The sequence below is a fragment of the Pasteurella atlantica genome (genome assembly GCF_963693435.1).
Taxonomy (GTDB): Bacteria; Pseudomonadota; Gammaproteobacteria; order Enterobacterales; family Pasteurellaceae; genus Phocoenobacter; species Phocoenobacter atlanticus.
Map to the genome: position 1 here is coordinate 1,227,653 of NZ_OY856306.1, position 22,654 is coordinate 1,250,306.

General features: G+C 34.5%; 15 protein-coding genes and 5 tRNA genes. 15 read left to right on the top strand and 5 right to left on the bottom strand.

Translation table 11 applies throughout. The annotated features are described in order from the left end of the window. The first annotated feature begins 88 nt into the window (after nt 1-88). On the top strand, nt 89-1,792 hold the full coding sequence (locus tag U9966_RS05825; RefSeq protein WP_306347141.1) for a protein-disulfide reductase DsbD: 1,704 nt from the start codon (nt 89-91) through the stop codon (nt 1,790-1,792). Between the two features lie 289 nt (nt 1,793-2,081). Here U9966_RS05825 and uvrA read toward each other — a convergent pair whose 3' ends face one another. After that, nucleotides 2,082-4,910, bottom strand: a complete 2,829-nt coding sequence (gene uvrA, locus U9966_RS05830) for an excinuclease ABC subunit UvrA (RefSeq protein WP_306347102.1) — start codon at nt 4,908-4,910, stop codon at nt 2,082-2,084. 165 nt (nt 4,911-5,075) lie between these two features. Here uvrA and U9966_RS05835 point away from each other — a divergent pair, with 165 nt between their 5' ends. The 5 genes from U9966_RS05835 to U9966_RS05855 all read left to right on the top strand — a co-directional run bounded on the left by U9966_RS05835 (nt 5,076) and on the right by U9966_RS05855 (nt 10,069). After that, nucleotides 5,076-5,576: a single-stranded DNA-binding protein gene (locus U9966_RS05835; protein WP_249111423.1), complete on the top strand. Its 501-nt coding sequence runs from the start codon at nt 5,076-5,078 to the stop codon at nt 5,574-5,576. A 174-nt stretch (nt 5,577-5,750) separates the two neighbouring features. Further along, nucleotides 5,751-6,911: a chorismate mutase gene (locus U9966_RS05840; RefSeq protein WP_322631685.1), complete on the top strand. Its 1,161-nt coding sequence runs from the start codon at nt 5,751-5,753 to the stop codon at nt 6,909-6,911. Between the two features lie 146 nt (nt 6,912-7,057). After that, nucleotides 7,058-7,348, top strand: a complete 291-nt coding sequence (locus U9966_RS05845) for a co-chaperone GroES (protein ID WP_306347104.1) — start codon at nt 7,058-7,060, stop codon at nt 7,346-7,348. Nucleotides 7,349-7,397: 49 nt separating this feature from the next. Further along, a complete protein-coding gene (gene groL, locus U9966_RS05850; RefSeq protein ID WP_306347105.1) occupies nt 7,398-9,044 on the top strand; it encodes a chaperonin GroEL in 1,647 nt (548 codons plus the stop codon). A 176-nt stretch (nt 9,045-9,220) separates the two neighbouring features. Further along, nucleotides 9,221-10,069, top strand: a complete 849-nt coding sequence (locus tag U9966_RS05855; RefSeq protein WP_306347106.1) for a co-chaperone YbbN — start codon at nt 9,221-9,223, stop codon at nt 10,067-10,069. 192 nt (nt 10,070-10,261) lie between these two features. Here the strand turns inward: U9966_RS05855 and U9966_RS05860 are convergent. The 3 genes from U9966_RS05860 to U9966_RS05870 form a co-directional block, all read right to left on the bottom strand. Then, nucleotides 10,262-10,337, bottom strand: a tRNA-Val gene (locus U9966_RS05860). A 177-nt stretch (nt 10,338-10,514) separates the two neighbouring features. After that, nucleotides 10,515-10,590, bottom strand: a tRNA-Val gene (locus U9966_RS05865). 159 nt (nt 10,591-10,749) lie between these two features. After that, nucleotides 10,750-10,825 (bottom strand) — tRNA-Val (locus tag U9966_RS05870). Nucleotides 10,826-10,996: 171 nt separating this feature from the next. On the opposite strand from U9966_RS05870, the gene gltX reads away from it, so the two are divergent. The 8 genes from gltX (at nt 10,997) to U9966_RS05910 (ending at nt 19,221) form a co-directional block, all read left to right on the top strand. Then, nucleotides 10,997-12,439 carry a glutamate--tRNA ligase gene (gltX, locus tag U9966_RS05875; RefSeq protein WP_306347107.1) on the top strand — a complete coding sequence of 481 codons (1,443 nt, stop codon included), beginning with the start codon at nt 10,997-10,999 and terminating at the stop codon, nt 12,437-12,439. A gap of 65 nt (nt 12,440-12,504) precedes the next feature. Beyond that, a tRNA-Ala gene (locus tag U9966_RS05880) sits at nt 12,505-12,580 on the top strand. Nucleotides 12,581-13,182: 602 nt separating this feature from the next. Beyond that, nucleotides 13,183-13,518, top strand: coding sequence for a preprotein translocase subunit SecG (gene secG, locus U9966_RS05885; protein WP_306347108.1), 336 nt, complete (start codon nt 13,183-13,185; stop codon nt 13,516-13,518). A 19-nt stretch (nt 13,519-13,537) separates the two neighbouring features. Continuing rightward, nucleotides 13,538-13,623: transfer RNA gene (locus U9966_RS05890), tRNA-Leu, on the top strand. A gap of 545 nt (nt 13,624-14,168) precedes the next feature. After that, nucleotides 14,169-16,754 carry a leucine--tRNA ligase gene (gene leuS, locus U9966_RS05895; RefSeq protein ID WP_306347109.1) on the top strand — a complete coding sequence of 862 codons (2,586 nt, stop codon included), beginning with the start codon at nt 14,169-14,171 and terminating at the stop codon, nt 16,752-16,754. Nucleotides 16,755-16,827: 73 nt separating this feature from the next. After that, complete coding sequence (gene lptE, locus U9966_RS05900; protein WP_306347110.1) at nt 16,828-17,325, top strand: LPS assembly lipoprotein LptE; 498 nt, start codon at nt 16,828-16,830, stop codon at nt 17,323-17,325. Between the two features lie 10 nt (nt 17,326-17,335). Beyond that, nucleotides 17,336-18,355: a DNA polymerase III subunit delta gene (holA, locus tag U9966_RS05905; protein ID WP_211598393.1), complete on the top strand. Its 1,020-nt coding sequence runs from the start codon at nt 17,336-17,338 to the stop codon at nt 18,353-18,355. An 11-nt stretch (nt 18,356-18,366) separates the two neighbouring features. Continuing rightward, entirely contained in the window at nt 18,367-19,221 is an 855-nt protein-coding gene (locus U9966_RS05910; RefSeq protein ID WP_306347111.1) for an RsiV family protein, read from the top strand. A gap of 60 nt (nt 19,222-19,281) precedes the next feature. Here the strand turns inward: U9966_RS05910 and pgsA are convergent, their stop codons facing one another. Then, entirely contained in the window at nt 19,282-19,827 is a 546-nt protein-coding gene (gene pgsA / locus U9966_RS05915; protein ID WP_211598397.1) for a CDP-diacylglycerol--glycerol-3-phosphate 3-phosphatidyltransferase, read from the bottom strand. Between the two features lie 167 nt (nt 19,828-19,994). Here pgsA and pepN point away from each other — a divergent pair, with 167 nt between their 5' ends. Beyond that, nucleotides 19,995-22,607 carry an aminopeptidase N gene (pepN, locus tag U9966_RS05920; protein WP_306347112.1) on the top strand — a complete coding sequence of 871 codons (2,613 nt, stop codon included), beginning with the start codon at nt 19,995-19,997 and terminating at the stop codon, nt 22,605-22,607. Nucleotides 22,608-22,654 lie beyond the last annotated feature (47 nt).

Consider the following 22,654-nt stretch of genomic DNA (forward strand, 5'->3'; position numbering starts at 1 on the left):
TGAATTTAAGGACAAATAAAATGATTGCTAAAGTATGTTATAACCAAGTAAAATGCTTTCTGATAAAAACTTTACACTTTTAAAACTTATGCTGATTCGATTTTTAACCTTAATGTTAAGTTTAGTGCTGACTTTTTCTAGCTCAGCAAATTTATTTAAACAGAATAAACCTCAATATTTACCCAGTGAACAAGCATTTATTTTTTCATCTGAACAAAAGACCAATACATTAAAATTATTGTGGCAAATTTCACCTAACTATTATCTATATAAAAATAAAATGAGTATTACACCTGAAAATGGTGAAATTAAACCGATTGTACTTCCTCAAGGTGAACCATATTTTGATGAATTTTATGGTAATACTGAAATTTATACAAAGCAGCTTGAAATCAATGTTAATGCTGTTTCAACACAACCTGATTTTAATTTAACGATTGAATATCAAGGGTGTACCAAAGGTTTTTGCTATCCTCCTGAAAAACAAACTGTCCATTTTATAAAAAATGAAGCGGTCACATCTGATCAAAAATTTGCAAATTTCACAAAAGATCTTACCGCTTCAACAGATATTAATCAGCTTGAAAATAACCCCATTTCTCTCTTTTGGTTTTTAATTTTAGGCTTAGGATTAGCCTTTACTCCTTGTGTAATGCCAATGTTGCCTTTGCTTTCCGCCATCGTAATTGGACAAAAAAATAGACCCAATACCAAAAAAGCATTCTTATTAAGTTTTAGCTATGTGCAAGGAATGGCACTTACCTACACATTATTGGGCTTGCTTGTCGTCAGCATTGGCTTACCTTTTCAAGTCGCATTGCAAAGTGCTCCTGTATTAATTAGTTTAAGTATTATTTTTATATTATTCGCTTTTTCAATGTTTGGTTTATTTGATATTACACTCCCTAATAACTGGCAACAAAAACTGAATAATATCAGTCAAAATCAGCAAGGCGGGTCAATAAAAGGTGCTTTTGTAATGGGAATGGTTGCAGGTTTAGTTGCCTCACCTTGCACCTCTGCACCTCTTTCAGGTGCATTGCTCTATGTTGCTCAAACAGGAAATTTTCTTATTGGTGGGACTGCACTTTATTTATTAGGATTAGGTATGGGTATCCCATTGATTTTTATTACCTTATTCGGTAATAAAATACTACCAAAATCAGGAGAATGGTTAATTAAAGTAAAAATTGCTTTTGGCTTCGTAATGTTAGCTTTACCTATTTTTTTATTAAATCGCATATTGCCACAGTATATTGAACCTTTTATGTGGTCTTCATTAGCTTTGGTCTTTTTAGCTTGGTTAAGTTTTCAACTTCCAAAAAACAAAATATGGCATAAATTATTACATATTTTGTTATTTATGGGTTTAGCAGTGAGTTCAAAACCTTATTTAGATTTATTCTTTAATCCCAATATTTCATCACAAAAACAATCATCATCATCCGTTATTTATGTAGACAGTTTTGCAGATTTACAACAAAAAGTGACCGCTTATAAAGGTCAAAAAATAATGTTAGATCTTTACGCAGACTGGTGTGTCGCCTGTGAAATGTTAGAAGAAGAAACCTTTTCCGCTCCAAAAGTAAAACAAAAATTACAACAGATGGTTGTTTTAAAAGCAGATTTAACTAAAAATACTATAAAAAATAAAGAATTAATGAAAAAATTAAACATTTTAGGCTTACCCTCTATTTTATTCTTTGATGAACAAGGTCAAGAACAACCCCATAAACGAATTAACGGATTTATGGATGCTGAAGATTTTTTGAAAAAGTTAAATGATTTGTAAAATTGGGTATCTTAATTGACAGTTGTAAAGAGTGGCGATACGATTTATGGCAAACGCAACAAAAGAACAAAGAATATAATGTTATTCCTATTAAATATGAAAATGATTCAGTCATTTGGCCTTAACCCCCTCCCTAACCCTCCCCCACAAGTGGAGGAGGGAATTGGAATAGTCTCTAGCCTTTTCACTCAAAAGAAAATTTTTCCTTAATTATAAAAAATCCTTCCTCCATTTTTGGGGAGAGGCTAGGAGGATACTCAAATATATGATCTTAATCTTGCTCTTACCCTTACCCTTTCTCTAACACTGCTTTTAAAAAATGTGCAGTATAGGATTTTTTATCTTTAGCTACTTGTTCAGGTGTTCCTTGTACGATAATTTCGCCACCACCACTACCGCCTTCTGGACCTAAATCGATAATCCAGTCAGCAGTTTTGATGACATCTAAATTATGCTCAATCACTACAATGGTATTACCGTGATCACGTAATTTGTGTAACACAGTTAATAACTGTTTGATATCTGCAAAATGTAAGCCTGTGGTTGGTTCATCAAGGATATAAAGGGTTTTTCCTGTATCTCGTTTTGATAATTCAGTTGCTAATTTAACACGTTGTGCTTCCCCACCAGAAAGCGTAGTTGAAGCTTGTCCTAAGCGAATATAAGAAAGTCCAACATCAACTAGAGTTTGTAATTTACGTGCTAAAACGGGGATCGCATCAAAAAATTCTCGTGCTTCCTCCACTGTCATATTTAACACTTGATCAATGGTTTTCCCTTTATAACGGATTTCTAAGGTTTCTCGATTGTAGCGTTTTCCTTTACAGTGGTCACAAGGCACATAAACATCTGGTAAAAAGTGCATTTCAACTTTGATTACGCCATCGCCCTGACAAGCTTCGCAGCGTCCACCTCGCACATTAAAACTAAAACGTCCCACGTTATAGCCTCTTGCTCGAGACTCTGGTACACCAGCAAAGAGTTCACGAATTGGGGTAAATACACCTGTATAAGTGGCAGGGTTGGAACGTGGTGTTCGCCCAATCGGACTTTGGTTTATATCAATCACCTTATCGAAGTGGGCTAAGCCTTCAATACTTTTATAAGGCGCAATATTGCGTTTATCGGCACGATTTAATTCATTTTGAGCCAGTGGGAATAAGGTATCATTAATTAAGGTTGATTTACCTGAGCCAGAAACACCTGTTACGCAAGTAAATAGACCTGCAGGAATCTCTAAATTGACATTTTTAAGGTTATTTCCTGATGCACCTTTTAAACTGAGAATACGTTTAGGATCACGTTTTACTCGTTTAGTTGGAATGTCAATTTTTTCTTTACCAGAAAGGAATTTACCCGTTAAAGAGTGTTCATTTTGCATAATCTCTTTTGCCGTTCCTTCTGCAATCACCTCACCACCGTGAACCCCTGCTCCGGGTCCAATATCAATAATATGATCCGCCATTAAAATGGCATCTTCATCGTGTTCAACTACAATTACGGTATTACCTAAATCACGCAAATGCACCAATGTTTGAAGTAATCGTTCATTGTCTCGTTGATGTAAACCGATAGAAGGTTCATCAAGCACATACATTACCCCCACTAAACCTGCCCCAATTTGACTGGCTAAACGGATACGCTGTGCCTCTCCTCCTGAAAGGGTTTCTGCACTACGAGACAGGGATAAATAATTCAATCCAACATTGACTAAAAATTGTAAACGCTCACGAATTTCTTTTAAAATTTTCTCGGCAATTTTGGCTCTTTGACCTGAAAGTGTCAGATTTTCAAAAAATTCAGCCGCTTCACCAATGCTTTTTTCTGAAATCTCAGGTAAATTGGTTTTTTCAATAAACACATTACGGGCTTCTTTGCATAAACGAGAACCATTGCAGGCTTTACAAGGACGGTTGTTAATATATTTTGCCAGTTCATCACGCACTGAATTAGATTCTGTTTGTTGATAACGGCGTGCCATATTATTTAACACTCCCTCAAAGGTATGAGTACGAGTAACGGTATCACCTTTATCATTGATATAATTAAATTTAATCTCTTCTTCTGAACCATTTAAAATAATATGTTGGATCTTTTTAGGTAGCTGATTAAATGGCTTTTCAATATCAAATTTGTAATGTGCAGCTAATGATTTCAATAGACTGAAATAATAGAAACTACGGCGATCCCAACCTCTAATTGCCCCATTAACTAATGAAATTTCAGCATTTTGAATTACCTTTGTTTCATCAAAATATTGCTGAATACCTAAACCATCACAGGTTGAACACGCCCCAGCTGGGTTATTAAATGAGAATAAACGAGGTTCCAATTCTGTTAAAGAATAACCACATTCTTTACAGGCAAAGCTAGAAGAAAACACTAATTCTTCTGCGTTTGGATCGTCCATATCTGCCACAATCGCCGTTGAGCCTGAAAGATCTAATGCGGTTTCAAAGGATTCTGCTAAACGTGTTTTTAAATCAGTACGTACTTTGAAACGATCCACGACCACTTCAATGGTATGTTTTTTCTGTAATTCTAAGGTTGGGGGATCCGATAAATCACAAATTTCGCCATCAATTCTTGCTCGAATATAACCTTGAGCGGTCAGATTTTCTAATAATTTTATATGCTCACCTTTACGAGCTTTAACCACTGGAGCCAGTAACATTAAACGTTTACCTTCTGGCTCTTCCAAAACACGATCCACCATTTGAGAAATCGTTTGAGCTTGTAAAGTAGTATTATGCTCAGGACAACGAGGTTCACCCACACGAGCAAAAAGTAAACGTAAGTAATCGTGAATTTCTGTGATTGTTCCTACTGTTGAACGTGGGTTGTGTGACGTCGATTTTTGCTCAATAGAAATTGCTGGTGAAAGCCCTTCTATATGATCCACATCAGGCTTTTCCATTAACGATAAAAACTGTCTTGCATAAGGGGAAAGGGATTCTACGTAACGGCGTTGTCCTTCGGCATAAAGGGTATCAAATGCCAAAGAAGATTTGCCAGAACCAGATAAACCTGTGACGACAATCAATTTATCACGAGGAATAATCACATTTATATTTTTTAAATTATGGGTTCTTGCCCCACGTACATCAATGTTTTTCATATAAAAAGCTTAAAAAGTAAAAGGTTAAAAATCAATTATTCGATCATTATCGCATAATTTTAAAATAACTGTACAAAAAATCAGTTTTACTAGTGATTTTCTTTTTAATTTCAGGCAAAATACACAGAATTGTAAATAACCAATAAATTAAGAAGAGGAATTTTTATGGCAGGTGTAAATAAAGTAATTATTGTTGGCAATCTAGGAAATGATCCAGATATGAGAACAATGCCAAATGGTGAAGCGGTAGCAAATTTAAGTGTTGCAACGTCAGAAAGTTGGACAGATCGTAACACAGGTGAACGCCGTGAAGTAACAGAATGGCATAGAATAGTATTCTTCCGTCGTCAAGCAGAAGTAGCGGGTGAATATTTACGTAAAGGTTCAAAAGTTTATGTCGAAGGAAAATTAAAAACCCGTAAATGGCAGGATCAAGCAGGGCAAGATCGCTATACAACTGAAATTGTAGGTGATGTATTGCAAATGCTAGATAGCCGTAATGGTCAAGCAGGAGGCTTTGCTCCTCAAACACAACAAGGTGGTTACTCCGCACCACAGCAACAAAATAGTTTTAGTTCTGCTCCAAAATCATCTACTCCATCTCAGTCAGCACCGCAACAATCTGCACCTCCGATGGATAATTTTGATGATGATATTCCATTTTAACGTATATCGTATCTATTAGTTGTAATTTAAATTGGTAAATTCAAGCTTGAGGTACCATTCATCTAAATTTTGAATTTACCTCAAGTGATGTTTGGTAGCCTAATATTTTTCTTGGTCTATTATTTAAATTGAGCCAAAAAAATCATTATAAATAATACTATTGGGAAGAACGCAATGCCGTTAGATTTATCAGAAATTCGTCAGCAAATTACTCAAATAGATCGTAATTTGTTAAAATTATTATCAGAACGTCATCAGCTAGCTTATGACGTCGTTCGAAGTAAAGAATTAACGCAAACACCATTAAGAGATCTTGAACGAGAAAGAGAAGTTTTAAAAGAATTAATTCTTTTTGCAGAAAATGAAAATTATGCTTTAGATCCTTTGTATATTACACAAATATTTCAAAAAATAATGGAAGATTCTGTGTTAACACAACAAAATTATTTACAAAGTAAAATTAATAAAACAAAACAGAGCACAATAACCGTTGCTTTTTTAGGAATGCGTGGTTCGTACTCACATTTAGCAACGAGACAATTTGCTAAACAACATAAAGAAACCTTGATTGAGCTTAGTTGTAATTCTTTTAAAGATGTCTTAGAGCGAGTAAAATCTGGAGAAGCCGATTATGGTATTCTTCCGTTAGAAAACACAACTTCAGGCTCTATTAATGATGTGTATGATTTATTGCAGCATACGGATTTATCTTTAGTCGGAGAGTTAGTTTACACTATTAACCACTGTATTTTAGGTATAACACCCGTTGATTTAGATAAAATTGAAACCTTATATAGTCATCCACAAGTTATTCAACAATGTAGTCAGTTTATCCAACGTTTGAATAAAGTCCATATTAAATATTGTGAAAGCAGTTCCCACGCAATGAAACTTGTAGCGAGTTTAAATAATCCTAATATCGTTGCACTAGGTAATCAAGAAGGGGGGCGTATTTATGGATTAGAAGTATTAAAACAAGATATTGCCAATCAGAAAAATAATATCACTCGCTTTGTTGTTTTTGCTAAAGAACCGATTGAAGTGTCTCCCCAAATTGAAACTAAAACGTTATTATTAATGAACACCACTCAGCAAGCGGGGGCGTTAGTTGATGCGTTAATGGTATTTAAAAAACATAATATCGTGATGACAAAATTAGAGTCTCGCCCCATTTATGGCAAACCTTGGGAAGAAATGTTCTATATTGAATTAAGAGCAAATATTCACAATAAAGCAACTCAAGATGCGTTAGCAGAACTGAAAAAATTTACTCGTTATATCAATATTTTGGGTTGTTATCCTAGTGAAATTATTGAACCCACGAAAGTTGAGTAATTAATAAAAAGTCATTACATACTGAAATAAAAAGAAATTTTATAAAAAAAGACGACTTTTTTCTTGAAAGCAACAAAATAATCCCCATATATCCAGAGCTACACAATAGGTGTAGATTTTAATTTTCTTTTTTAGGAGTAAAATCAATGAATATTCGTCCATTACACGATAAAGTAATTTTAAAGCGTGAAGAAGTTGAAACAAAATCAGCAGGTGGAATTGTTTTAACAGGTAGTGCGGCAGAAAAATCAACACGTGGTAAAGTGATTTCGGTTGGAACAGGTCGTATTTTAGAAAATGGTTCAGTACTTCCTATGCAAGTAAAAGTAGGGGATACTGTTATTTTTAATGATGGTTATAACCTAAAATCAGAAAAAATTGATGGTGAAGAAGTATTAATTTTATCTGAAGATGATATTTTGGCAATTGTAGAATAATTGGTATATAAAAATAGAATAAAATCAAACAAAATATAAGGAATAAACAATGGCAGCAAAAGATGTAAAATTTGGAAATGATGCACGTATCAAAATGCTTAAAGGTGTAAATGTTTTAGCTGATGCAGTAAAAGTAACCTTAGGTCCTAAAGGGCGTAATGTTGTGTTAGATAAATCATTTGGATCACCTGCAATCACAAAAGATGGGGTATCTGTAGCACGCGAAATTGAATTAGAAGATAGATTTGAAAATATGGGTGCTCAAATGGTGAAAGAGGTTGCCTCTAAGGCCAATGATGAAGCAGGGGACGGTACAACAACAGCAACAGTTCTAGCACAATCAATTATCAGCGAAGGCTTAAAATCTGTGGCTGCGGGTATGAACCCAATGGATTTAAAACGTGGAATTGATAAAGCGGTAATTGCAGTTGTCGAAGAGTTAAAAAATCTCTCTAAACCTTGTGAAACATCAAAAGAAATTGAGCAAGTAGGAACAATTTCTGCAAACTCTGATTCAACAGTAGGGCAATTAATTGCACAAGCAATGGAAAAAGTGGGTAAAGAAGGCGTTATCACTGTTGAAGATGGTTCTGGCTTAGAAGATGAGCTAGCCGTAGTTGAAGGTATGCAATTTGATCGTGGTTACTTATCGCCATATTTTATCAATAAACCAGATGCAGGTACGGTTGAGTTAGAAAATCCATTTATTCTTTTAGTCGATAAAAAAATTGCAAATATCCGTGAATTATTGCCAACATTAGAAGCGGTTGCGAAAGTAAACAAACCATTGTTAATTATTGCAGAAGATCTTGAAGGCGAAGCCTTAGCAACCTTAGTGGTGAATAATATGCGTGGTATTGTGAAAGTGGCAGCAGTGAAAGCACCGGGTTTTGGTGACCGTCGTAAAGCAATGTTACAAGATATCGCTATTCTAACTGCGGGTACTGTAATTTCAGAAGAAATCGGTATGGAGTTAGAAAAAGCAGGTCTTGAAGAATTAGGGCAAGCGAAACGAGTAGTGATCAACAAAGATAACACCACTATTATTGATGGTATTGGTGATGAAGAGCAAATCAAAGGTCGAGTTGCTCAAATTCGTCAACAAATTGAAGAATCAACCTCTGATTACGATAAAGAAAAACTTCAAGAGCGTATGGCTAAATTAGCGGGTGGTGTAGCTGTAATCAAAGTGGGTGCAGCGACAGAAGTGGAAATGAAAGAGAAAAAAGACCGTGTTGATGATGCGCTTCACGCAACCCGTGCTGCGGTTGAAGAAGGTATCGTTGCAGGTGGTGGTGTTGCGTTAGTGCGTGCAGCGTCAAAAGTCGCAGAAAGCTTAAAAGGTGACAATGAAGACCAAAATGTAGGAATTAAACTCGCATTACGAGCAATGGAATCACCACTTCGTCAAATCGTTGAAAATGCAGGCGAAGAAGCCTCTGTTGTTGCTCGTAATGTAAAAGACGGTTCAGGTAATTACGGTTACAATGCAAGTACAGAAACTTACGGTGATATGTTAGAAATGGGTATCTTAGATCCAACTAAAGTCACTCGTAGTGCATTACAATTTGCAGGTTCAATCGCAGGTTTAATGATTACCACAGAATGTATGGTTACCGATCTTCCAAAAGAAGATGCACCTGATTTAGGTGCTGCTGGAATGGGCGGTATGGGAGGAATGGGCGGAATGATGTAATCTTCCCCTATTAATTTTCTTAAAATCTTAAAAAGCCAGTTGTGTATTGCGATACAAAACTGGCTTTTGTTGTCTCTAATACTTTGAATAAATAATTATTTAAAATCGAACTACACATCATTTTTGATTTTCTGTTAGAATTTGCAAAATATATTATTTAACTAACCGCTTATATTATGAATTATATTATCAATATCAATGAAAACAACTTAACAGAAGTATTACAAATGACAGCAACAACTCCTGCTGTCTTTCACTTTACTTCCTCAAATGAACCCTATTCTATTGAGTTAGAAGGGACATTAAAAAGACTTTCAGAAGAGTATTCAGATCAGTTTATACTTGCAATAATTAATTGTGATGAACAACCAATGGTTGCTGCTCAATTTCGTTTACAATCCATTCCAACCACTTATTTTTTCTATGAAGGGCAGCCTGTTGATGCTATCTTAGAACCTATTAGTGAACAAGATTTACGTATTCGTTTAGCCAATATCTTGCCGAAAGAAGAGGAATTAAAATTTAATGAAGCTTTAACCCTTTTACAAAATGAAGAGTTTGATAAGGCATTACCTCTATTGAAATCAGCGTGGGAACTTACAGATAAGAAAAACAGTGATTTTGGATTACTGTATGCAGAAACTTATATTGCAATGAAAATAGTGGAAGCAGCAAAAGATATTTTAGCTCAAATTCCACTACAAGATCGAGATAGCCGCTGGCAAGGATTACAAGATCAAATTTTATTATTAGAGCAAGCCGCAGACTCTCCAGAAATTCAGCAACTACAAAATGACTATAATAAAAAGAAAACCCCAGAAATAGCCATTAAATTAGCGATCCAATTACATCAAGTATCAAGAAATGAAGAGGCTTTGACCCTATTATTTGATTGGTTAAAACAAGATTTGACTATTTCAAATGGAGATGTACGTTCTCAATTTTTATCTATTCTATCCGCAATGGGGAATAATGATCCATTAGTGCCAAAATTTAGACGACAACTATATTCGCTGTTGTATTAATCATTGTATTAATGGATAGTATTAGGGTAATAATAAATAGTGGTCAAAATTTTTTTGATCATTATTTTTATCAGAAGCACAATAATATAGCGGGTACATTATATAAAAAATTTGCAAAAAATTGCTAATATCATACCGCTTGTAGCAGTAATAAAATATGAATTGAACAGGGCAGTGTTAATAATAAAGAAGTGGTGGGCGATACCGGTCTCGAACCAGTGACCCCCTCCTTGTAAGGGAGGTGCTCTCCCAACTGAGCTAATCGCCCTTTTAATTCTTAAATTTTTTTGTTTCTACTTTGTCAAATTTATTTGACATACTTATGTATGCCTGCATAAATTTTCCTAGTATAAACTTCAAAATTTAATTTCAAAGGTATTCTTTAAATTAGGTTATTTAAAGAATTATTTAGAATAAAAAGGCACTTTAATGTTGGTAAAAAAAGTGGTGGGCGATACCGGTCTCGAACCAGTGACCCCCTCCTTGTAAGGGAGGTGCTCTCCCAACTGAGCTAATCGCCCTTTTAATTCTAAATTTTCTTGTTTCTGCGTTGTCAAATTTATTTGACATACTTATGTATGCCTGCATAAATTTTCCTAGCATAAACTTCAAAATTTAACCTTAAAAATATTCAAGATTAAAATTCTCAACAGTGGCACTTTAATGTTGGTTAAAAAAAGTGGTGGGCGATACCGGTCTCGAACCAGTGACCCCCTCCTTGTAAGGGAGGTGCTCTCCCAACTGAGCTAATCGCCCGCTGTTGTGGGGTTGAATTATAGAGATCTAATCTTTTCAGTCAATCAATTTTTGTAAAAAAAAGTTTGTTTGTTTTAAAAATCATCAAAAAAGTGAATTTTTTACTATTATTCGCCATTTTGCGTAGTAGAATAGTAAAACATTTTATTTGAAACTAATAGGTTATTTATAATGCAAATTGAAAATCTTTTCCCTTTTGATCCAAATGTAAAAGTGCGAACTCGTTTCGCACCAAGTCCAACAGGTTATTTGCACGTTGGAGGTGCAAGAACAGCACTTTATTCTTGGCTTTATGCTAAACATAATAATGGCGAATTTGTACTTCGTATTGAAGATACCGATTTAGAACGCTCAACGCCAGAGGCAACAGCGGCTATCATCGAAGGTATGGAATGGTTAAATTTAGCGTGGGAACACGGTCCTTTCTACCAAACAAAGCGTTTTGATCGTTATAATCAAGTAATTGATCAAATGATCGAGCAAGGATTAGCTTATCGTTGTTATTGTTCAAAAGAGCGTTTAGAAGAATTGCGTGAAAACCAAGAAGCGAATAAAGAGAAACCTCGTTATGATAGACATTGTTTAGATGGGCATAATCATTCTGTTGATGAGCCTCACGTGGTGCGTTTTAAAAATCCAACAGAAGGTTCGGTTATTTTTGATGATGCGGTGCGTGGCACAATTGAAATTAAAAATAGTGAGTTAGATGATTTAATTATTCGTCGTACTGATGGCTCGCCAACCTATAACTTCTGTGTAGTTGTTGATGATTGGGATATGGGAATTACTCACGTGGTGCGTGGTGAAGATCATATCAATAATACGCCTCGTCAAATCAATATTTTAAAAGCGTTGAATGCACCAATACCAACTTATGCGCACGTTTCAATGATTAACGGCGATGATGGTAAAAAATTATCAAAACGTCACGGTGCAGTGAGTGTAATGCAATACCGTGATGAAGGTTATTTACCAGAAGCGTTGGTAAACTATTTAGTGCGTTTAGGTTGGGGACACGGCGATCAGGAAGTGTTCTCTGTGGAAGAGATGATCAATTTATTTGAATTGGATCACGTGAGCAAATCAGCGAGTGCATTTAATACCAAAAAATTACAATGGTTAAACCAACATTACATTAAAACCTTAGATCCTAGCTATGTAGCAAAACATTTAGATTGGCATATGAAAGATCAACATATTGATTATTCAAATGGTCCAAAATTAGAAGAGGTGATCACAGCTTTGGCAGAGCGTAGCGTAACGTTAAAAGAAATGGCAACTGCAAGCCGTTACTTCTTTGAAGATTTTAATGAATATGATGAAAAAGCAGCGAATAAAAACTTTAAACCAGCGGCGGTTGAACCACTTGCAAAATTGTTAGAAAAACTGACCGCTTTAACCCAGTGGAATGTGGAAAATATTCATATTGCAATGAATGAAACAGCTGCTGAGCTTGAAGTGGGAATGGGTAAAGTAGGAATGCCGTTCCGTTTAGCAGTAACAGGTTCAGGACAATCGCCGTCAATGGATTTAACGGCTTATTTAGTGGGTAAAGAACGTACGCTTGAGCGTATTCAGAAAGCTATTTGCTTTATTAATGCTCAAAACCTCTAATTTTCTATTGACATAAAAAACGCTGGGTATTATTATTCCCAGCGTTTTCTTCTCAGAAACCACGTGGGGACATAGCTCAGTTGGGAGAGCGCTTGAATGGCATTCAAGAGGTCGTCGGTTCGATCCCGATTGTCTCCACCAAATCCTTAAATCATACTGCCTCAAATTACCTCACAAACCCTTTAATACCAATGCTTTAAGCCCTTTTACCTGTCTCAAATTAAATCATACTAACCCACCATAACGCAAGATTTTAGTAACACAAATAGTAACACAGTGATACTATATCCCGAAATTTACTAAATATTACGTGAAAATTTGTGTTACTAAAACCACTATAAACCCTTATATATCAATACCTGCAGAGTTTTTGTGAAAATGGAGCATAAAATAAGCGAGTTACTATGAACGTTAAAACTCTTGATAATAGTGGCTTGTAGCGTTTTATTTTTTATATGTAAATATTTATTTTTATTAAACCGTGTTACTAAAATGGGGTTATTTATCTCAAAAAAAGAGTAAGGTGATACAAATGGGGAAATACAATGATTTCTTTCCTGAACAGGCAGTAAGATTTTAATAAAAAATGTAAAATGTTGAAAAATAAAGCAAGTGCATAGAGAGAAATAAAATTTCTACTTGCAAGGAAAATTTGAAACGGCTATCATACGCAGAGTTTGATAGATTCTGTAGCTAAAGAGTTGCAGAATTTTGTTTTTATAATGGAATTTTGAGAAAAAATAATGATTAATATTTTGACAATTGTATATTTAGTAGTTGCAGTCATCCTAATTGGATTTATTTTAATGCAACAAGGTAAAGGTGCTGATGCAGGAGCTTCATTTGGTGCTGGTGCATCAGGTACGGTATTTGGTTCTGCAGGTTCAGCGAATTTCTTATCAAGAACAACTGCGTTATTGACTATTGTTTTTTTTGGAATTAGTTTAGTTATTGGTAATTTAAATTCACACAGCACAAAATCACAAAGTCAGTTTGAAGATTTAAGTAATGTTCAACAAAAAGTAGAAATTCAGCCAGTATTACCAACTAAAGACGAAAATAACGATATTCCTCAATAGGCTCAATAAATAAATTTATGCTCTGGTGGTGGAATTGGTAGACACGCTATCTTGAGGGGGTAGTGTCCGTAGGACGTGCGAGTTCAAGTCTCGCTCAGAGCACCATATACAGAAACGATAATCTTTTATAGATTGTCGTTTTTCGTTGTTTGGATTTAAAATACTAATGTTTAAAAATAGTAATTGAACAGTGTAAAATCTAATAAAAATCAAAAGATTACCATATTTATTAACACGGAGAATGTTAGAAAATACAGTTTTTCACTCTATATAAACATTTCCACAACACTATTAGGCATAAATAATGGGTAGATCAAATCCCAAATTTATTTACTTTTCTTAACGGTATCTACATAATAATTTTTAATTTCTACAAATTAATAGATAAAAGTTTGTGGTTGCTTTGTATTAACGATAGGTTACTGATGTAATTGTGCTTGAATTAATATTTTTTATGATCAGATAATATTAGTTTAATCCTAGATACAATCAACAACTTTACTGTATAATTCTCCATTATCAATAAGCCATAGATTGACATTATTCTAAAAAATTACTTGAAACTCATTGCTTTTTATTTAAAAAAAACGAAATTTAAGCTATTCTATCAGATAATTTTTTCTATTAAATTTTTAAGGCAGTAAATCATTATGCAACAACAATATAACCCAAAAGAAATTGAAAAAAATGTTCAGCATTACTGGGCAGAAAATAAAGTATTTAAAGCAGTGAAAGACGCATCAAAAGAAAAGTATTACTGTCTTTCAATGTTTGCCTATCCATCTGGTCGTCTACATATGGGACACGTGCGTAATTATACCATTGGTGATGTCATCGCTCGTTATCAACGAATGCAAGGTAAAAATGTGTTACAACCTATTGGTTGGGACGCTTTTGGTTTACCCGCTGAAGGGGCGGCAATTAAAAATAAAACAGCTCCAGCAGCGTGGACGTATAGCAATATTGAATATATGAAAAACCAACTTAAAATGTTAGGTTTTGGGTATGATTGGGATCGTGAGATCGCCACTTGTCGTCCTGAATATTACAAATGGGAACAATGGTTTTTCACAGAACTATATAAAAAAGGCTTAGTGTATAAAAAAACCTCAACAGTAAACTGGTGTCCAAATGATGAAACTGTACTCGCAAATGAGCAGGTACACGATGGTTGTTGTTGGCGTTGTGATAGCCCTGTAGAACAAAAAGAAATTCCACAGTGGTTTATTAAAATTACAAATTATGCAGAGCAGTTACTCGGTGGATTAGACAATCTTCCACAATGGCCAGATATGGTTAAAACTATGCAACGTAACTGGATTGGGCGTTCAGAAGGGGTTGAAATTACCTTTAAAGTAAAAGACAGTGATGAAGAATTACCTGTTTATACCACTCGTCCTGATACTTTCTTTGGCGTCAGTTATGTTGCCGTAGCGGCAGCACATCCATTAGTACAACAAGCGGTAGGATCTAATCCAAAACTTGCAAAATTTGTGGATGATATTAAAAATACCAAAGTGGCAGAAGCTGAACTTGCTACAATGGAAAAGAAAGGAATGGCAACGGGTTTATATGCTATTCACCCTTTAACAGGAAAAGAAGTACCAATTTGGGTCGCAAATTTTGTATTAATGCATTATGGAACTGGGGCAGTAATGGCAGTACCCGCACACGATCAACGTGATTTTGAATTTGCTAAAAAATATGATTTGCAAATAAATCAAGTGATCGCACCGCTTGATGGCACTGAAATTGACTTAAATAACGAAGCCTTTGTTGATCACGGTAAACTGGTTAATTCAGGTGAGTTTGATGGGTTAGAATTTGAGGCTGCATTTAATGCCATTGCAGATAAATTAGAAGACTTAGGCTGTGGAAAACGCCAAGTAAATTACCGCTTACGTGATTGGGGTGTCTCTCGTCAACGTTATTGGGGGGCACCTATTCCAATGGCAACTTTAGAAAATGGTGAAACCGTCACTATTCCAATGGAAGATTTGCCAGTAGAATTACCTGAAGATGTTGTAATGGACGGTGTAAAAAGCCCAATTAAAGCCGATCCAGAATGGGCTAAAATGACCATTAATGGGCAAGCGGCGACTCGTGAAACGGATACCTTTGATACCTTTATGGAATCCTCTTGGTATTACGCTCGTTATACTTCTGCACATTATGAAAGTGGAATGCTTGATCCTGATGAGGCGGATTACTGGTTACCAGTGGATCAATATATTGGTGGAATTGAACACGCAATAATGCACTTATTGTATTTCCGTTTCTTCCATAAATTATTACGTGATGCAGGCTTTGTAACCAGTGATGAACCTGCAGAGAAATTATTATGTCAAGGTATGGTATTGGCGGACGCTTTTTATTATACAGGAACAAATAATGAACGCATTTGGGTTTCCCCAACAGAAGTAACGGTTGAACGTGATGAAAAAGGGCGTATAACTAAAGCTGTTGATAAAGAAGGACGTGAATTAGTTCATACTGGTATGACAAAAATGTCAAAATCTAAGAATAATGGTATCGATCCACAAGAGATGGTAGAAAAATACGGTGCAGATACGGTACGTTTATTTATGATGTTTGCGGCTCCTGCTGAAATGACACTGGAATGGCAAGAATCTGGAGTGGAAGGGGCGAAACGTTTCTTAGGGCGTATTTGGAATTTAGTCTTTAGCTATCAACAATCGCCTGCAACGGTAGAATTAGATCCTGCTACCTTTAATGCAGAACAAAAAGCATTACGTCGTGAAGTTCATAAAACCATTGCAAAAGTGAGTGATGATATTGGTCGCCGTCAAACATTCAATACTGCCATTGCCGCAGTAATGGAGTTGATGAATAAATTAACCAAAGCATCCCTTGAAAATGAACAAGATAAAGCCATTATGAGCGAAGCATTAAGTGCTGTGGTGCGTATGCTTTACCCAATCACACCTCATATCTGTTTTGAATTATGGAAAGTTTTAGGTAATGAAACCACCATTGATAATGCAGAGTGGGTAACTTTTGATGAATCTGCAATGGTGGAAGATGAAAAATTGGTTGTGGTTCAGGTAAACGGTAAAGTACGTGGTAAAGTCACTGTTGCTGCGGATGCGGATGAAGAAACAGTTAAAGAGCTTGGCTTAAACGATGAAAATGTAAAACGTTTTACTGATGGTATGAACATTGTTAAAGTCATTTATGTACGAGGTAAATTATTAAATGTGGTTGTAAAACCATAAAATAATTTTGTAAATTCACATACGACAGAGTATAACCCTGTCGCTATATTATGGATTAAAAATAGGTAAAATTATGTATAAAAAATTTTCGTTTATTGTTGTATTTTTTATGGCAACAATGCTCACTGCTTGTGGTTGGCACTTTAAAAATACCGAAGTACTGCCAAAAGAATTACAAACGCTTACGTTTGCTACTAGTGATCCTTATGGGGATATGGCAAGAGCATTACGTAATGAGTTATTATTACAGAATGTTAATTTAGTTTCGTTACAAAAAAATATTCCAGTATTACGCTTGAATTCTACCTCAAATAGTTCTCACGTTGCTTCTGTTTTTAAGCACGCTCGTGAAGCTGAGAAGATTTTAAGTGTAAAAGTTTCTGCAAGTCTGAATATCCCAAATAAAGGAGTTTATCCACTTGAGGTGGTTGTTCACAGAACCTTTTTTGATGACTCACGTGCAGCGCTTGCAAAATCAGCTGAACAAGAGATGATGGTTACCGATATGTATAAGCAGGCGGCTCGTCGTATTACTATAAAGATGGTTGCATTACATAAAAGCATAAAATAAATATAAAAATATGCAAAAAATCTTACCTGAAGCGTTAGAGGTTATATTAAATAAAGAATTAAGACCTGTTTATTTTTTGATAGGTCAAGATCTTCTATTGGTAAATGAAACAAAAGAGTTAATTATTCAATTTGCTCGAAAAAATGATTTTGACGAGCAAATTGAAATGACGGTCTCTAATGAAACAAATTGGGAAGATTTATTTGAAAAAATGCAATCAATCGGACTATTTTTTAATCGTCAAATTGTTATTTTAAATTTGCCTGAAAATATCAATGCAGCTTATCAAAAAAAATTACAGGAATTTGTTTCTTTAATTCATTCTGATTTATTGATTATTTTTCATTTTCCTCGATTTACGAAAACAATTGAGAAACAGCCGTGGATAGCACAAATTTCTCCTCTTGCGATTAATTGTCAAACGCCTGATGGCACAAAATTATCAGCGTGGCTGACTCAACGAGCAAAAGTGATGAATTTGCAGTTAGATAGTGAGGCTAATCAATTGCTGTGTTATAGCTATGAAGGAAATTTATTAGCATTAAAACAGGCATTACAGTTATTACAACTTCGTTTTCCTGAGGGAAAAATTAGTTTTAATAAAGTCAAAGAAGTGATAGAGCAGTCTGCTCAATTTACGCCATTTCAATGGATTGATGCACTATTGGAAGGAAAAATAAGTCGAGCTTTACGTATTCTGTCACATTTAAAAAATGAAGATGTCTCTCCTATTATTTTATTGCGTATTATTCAAAAAGAATTATTAATTTTACTTGATCTTACTGGAACAAATTTGCAAAATGTTGCTTTAAACCAACCGCTTATAAGTGATAATTTGCGTATGGAATTTGATCGTTTAAAGATATGGCAAAATAAGAGAAGTTTTTATCAAAGTGCAATAAGTCGATTAACATATTATCAATTATTTCACTTATGTCAGCAATTAGCCGAACTTGAGCGTAAAATCAAAAAAGATTTTAGTGATGAAATTTGGTTAGAATTAGAACGTTTTTCTTTTAAATTCAAATAAGGAAGATATAAATGAAAAAAATATTTTTAAGCCCTTTACTTATACTGGCATTCTTTTTAGTTGGATGTAATGATGAACAAGCAATGCAAGAAATTAAAGATCTTAAATCTCAAATTAAATTGTTAGAAAAGTCACAAATGATCAAGGTAGAAAATGAAGTGGTGTTTGATAAAAAAGATACCAAATATCCTCTTGATTTTTCTATCTTTACACTTAAAACCAATAAAGAATGGCTAAACAACCAGCTTTTGGTTGCGTTGTTAAAACATCATTCAAAAAACAAAGACACATTAAAAATAAATAATCCGAAACAGCAATTAATAGATGAATTTACACAAAAATATCAAAGTGAATTAACAGAAGCTAAAGATATTTTTGCAGATACACCACAAGATAAAATTAGCGGTACTTATTTTAGTGCGATATATCATTCTAATATTGATTATGTTGGACAAAGAGAAAATATTGCTACTTTCACTTTATATGATTTTAATTATATTGGTGGTGCTCATGGCATACATAATGTGACCTATCTCAATTTTGACTTAAACAGTAAAAAAGTTCTTTCTCTTGATGATTTATTTAATAAAGAAAATCAAACTAAATTAAAAGAAATGCTATGGGAACGTTATGAACCACAGTATCGTAAAGCAGATGGGAATATGGGCTTTTTCTTTGCCACTAAGCAGAAATTATATTTACCTGAAAATTTCTATTTTTCAGGAGTGGGACTTAATTTAGTCTATCCTGTTTATGAAATTGGTTCGTATGCAGACGGACAAAAAGAACTGATATTACATTGGGCAGATATAATGCCGTTAATTAATGAACAGTATAAAGTGATGAGAGGATTAATTTCTGAATAGTTCGAAACGGGTTGTTTGAAGAATAAAAAAACGGTGGCTTATTTGACCACCGTTTTATTTTTATTGGATTAGACTATTTTTTGATGCTTTTAAATATTGCATCATTGACCATATTGTTAAAATAGAGGCTATATACAGAGCAATAAAAGCAGCGACTTCCATTGCAAAATTGTATCGCCATAATAATCCGCCTAAAGAGAGCATTTGAGCCGTCGTTTTGACTTTACCCATCCAAGAGACTGCAACATTTGCACGCTCTCCAATTTCAGCCATCCATTCACGTAATGCTGAAATAATAATTTCACGGGAAATCATCACAATCGCAGGAATAGTAATCCACCAAGTATGATAATGTTCAACCACACACACTAGTGCTGCAGCAACTAATACTTTATCTGCAACAGGATCTAAAAAAGCCCCCAGACGAGTCACCTGACTCCATTTTCGAGCTAAATATCCATCAAACCAATCTGTAAGCCCTGCAATAAAAAAGAGTAATGTCGTAATTTCAGGGGCATATTTGAATGGCAAATAAAACGTAATAATAAAAAGAGGGATTAAAATCACTCTAAAAATAGTTAAGTAGGTCGGTAAGTTTAACTTCATTTTTTGCTCAATAGTCAAGTGGAACCAGTATTGACTATATTCTATTCTATCGGAGCGAATGATGAAAGAGAAAAACAAAAATAAGCGGTCACTTTTATTAAATTTTTTGTAATTTACCTCAAATATATTTAAACTAGGCATATAATCTAATTTTCTAAGGAAATTGTATGCAACCTAAAGCGAAACATAGAAAGGATTATCAATATCCAGATTTTACTATTAATGAAATCTATCTTGATTTTCAACTTGATTCTATTGAGACTGTCGTGACCTCTACTTTAACTATTGAGCGTAAAAATACACAGGCAATACAGCTACGTTTAGATGGTCATAGTTTTGAATTTTTATCATTAAAATATAATGATGCTGAATTTAAACAGTTTACACAAGATAAAGAATCTCTTACATTAGATTTAGCCGATTACCCAAATCGGGAATTTAAACTAGAAATTAAAACCAAACTTAACCCTGCACAAAATACGTCTTTACAGGGGCTATATCAATCTGGTGATGGCATTTGTACACAATGTGAAGCTGAAGGTTTTCGTCAAATTACTTATATGCTTGATCGCCCTGATGTACTTGCAAAATATACGACAAAAGTAACCGCTTCAAAATCACAATTTCCTTTCCTACTTTCAAATGGGAATCGTGTTGCACAGGGTGAGTTAGAGAATGGGCGTCATTGGGTTGAATGGCAAGACCCTTATCCAAAACCAAGTTATCTTTTTGCTTTAGTGGCGGGGGATTTTGATTTACTTCAAGATACTTTTACCACAATGAGTGGACGAGAGGTTGCATTAGAAATTTATGTGGATCGTGGCAATTTAGATCGAGCCTCTTGGGCAATGGAAAGTTTAAAACGTGCAATGAAATGGGATGAAGAACGTTTTGGACTAGAATATGATTTAGATATCTATATGATTGTAGCCGTCGATTTTTTCAATATGGGTGCGATGGAAAACAAAGGCTTAAATGTTTTTAACTCTAAATACGTGTTGGCTAATTCGCAAACTGCGACGGATACTGATTATATTGATATTGAAAGTGTGATTGCTCACGAATATTTTCATAACTGGACGGGCAATCGTATTACCTGCCGTGACTGGTTCCAGCTTAGTCTAAAAGAAGGATTAACCGTATTTAGAGATCAGGAGTTTACCTCAGATTTATGGTCTCGCCCTGTGAAACGTATTGAAGATGTGCGTTTATTACGCTTAGTCCAATTTGCTGAAGATGCTAGCCCAATGTCTCATCCAATTCGCCCTGAAAAAGTAATTGAAATGAATAATTTCTACACGGTGACTGTGTATGAAAAAGGGGCAGAAGTAATTCGAATGCTCCATACGTTATTAGGTGAAGAATTATTTCAAAAAGGAATGCAACTTTATGTGAGCGAAAATGATGGTACTGCGGCAACTTGTGAAGATTTTGTTTCTGCAATGGAACGAGCATCAGGTATCGATTTAACACAATTCCGACGTTGGTATAGTCAATCTGGTACCCCAGAATTAACGATTAGTGATGAGTATGATGAAAGAAATTATATTTATCGCCTTAAAGTGACACAAAAAACACCTGCAACAGCGGATCAATTGGATAAAGTGTGTTTACATATTCCACTTAAAATACAGTTATACTCCCAAGAAAAAGGGAAAAAAATTAAATTACAGTATAATGGAAAAAGGGTAAATGATGTATTAGATGTCACTCAAGATCATCAAGTATTTGAGTTTCATAATGTAAAACATCAGCCAGTTCCAGCACTACTTTGTGATTTTTCAGCACCTGTACGATTAGAGTATAATTATTCTGATGAACAGCTTATTGCATTGCTAAAATATACAGAAAATGATTTTGTACGTTGGAATACGATACAAACATTGTTTAATAATGAATTACATCAAAACTTAATTCGTTACCAACAGGATGAAGAATTAGTTCTATCTGAAACAATATTAGACGCATTAAATTTAGTTTTAGCCGATCAAAAAGATACAATGCTTACTGCTTTAATGCTCACTTTACCAAAAGAAACAGAATTTGCCGAGTTATTTACGGTAATTGATCCTGAAGGAATTGCAGCGGTACACCAATTTATGCAGCGTACTATTGCCAAAAACTTAAGAAATGAATTAATCAATACTTATCACCAAAACAAAACAGAGGCTTATCAAGTTGCTGTTCAAGATATTGCAAAACGAGCATTGCGTAATACGTGCTTGTCTTATTTAGCCTTTACTTCAGAGGGAAATAAGCTAGTTTTATCGCATTATCAATCAGCCAATAATATGACGGATACATTAGCTGCATTAAGTTTAAGTGCGAAAGCTCAACTTGATTGTAGAGATCAATTATTAAATGATTTTGAAGAAAAATGGCATCACGATGGTTTGGTAATGGATAAATGGTTTACTATTCAAGGAAGCCGTCCAGATGATAATGTATTAGAGATTGTTCAAGATTTACTGGAACATCGTAGTTTTAATTTTAAAAATCCAAATCGAGTGAGATCGCTTATTGGAACCTTGAGTTCACACAACTTAAAAGCATTCCATAAAATTGATGGTTCTGGTTATCGTTTCCTTGTGGAAATTTTAATTAAACTAAATGAAATTAACCCTCAAGTGGGTGCTCGTCTGATTGAACCGTTAATTAAGTTTTCTCGTTACGATACTCAACGTCAAACATTAATGCGTCGAGGCTTAAAACGTTTATTGGATATAGATAACTTATCTGATGCACTTTTTGAAAAAATAGATAAAGCATTACAACAATAATCATCCAAAAGGAGAATATCTATTCTCCTTTTTTATATTTAAAAAAT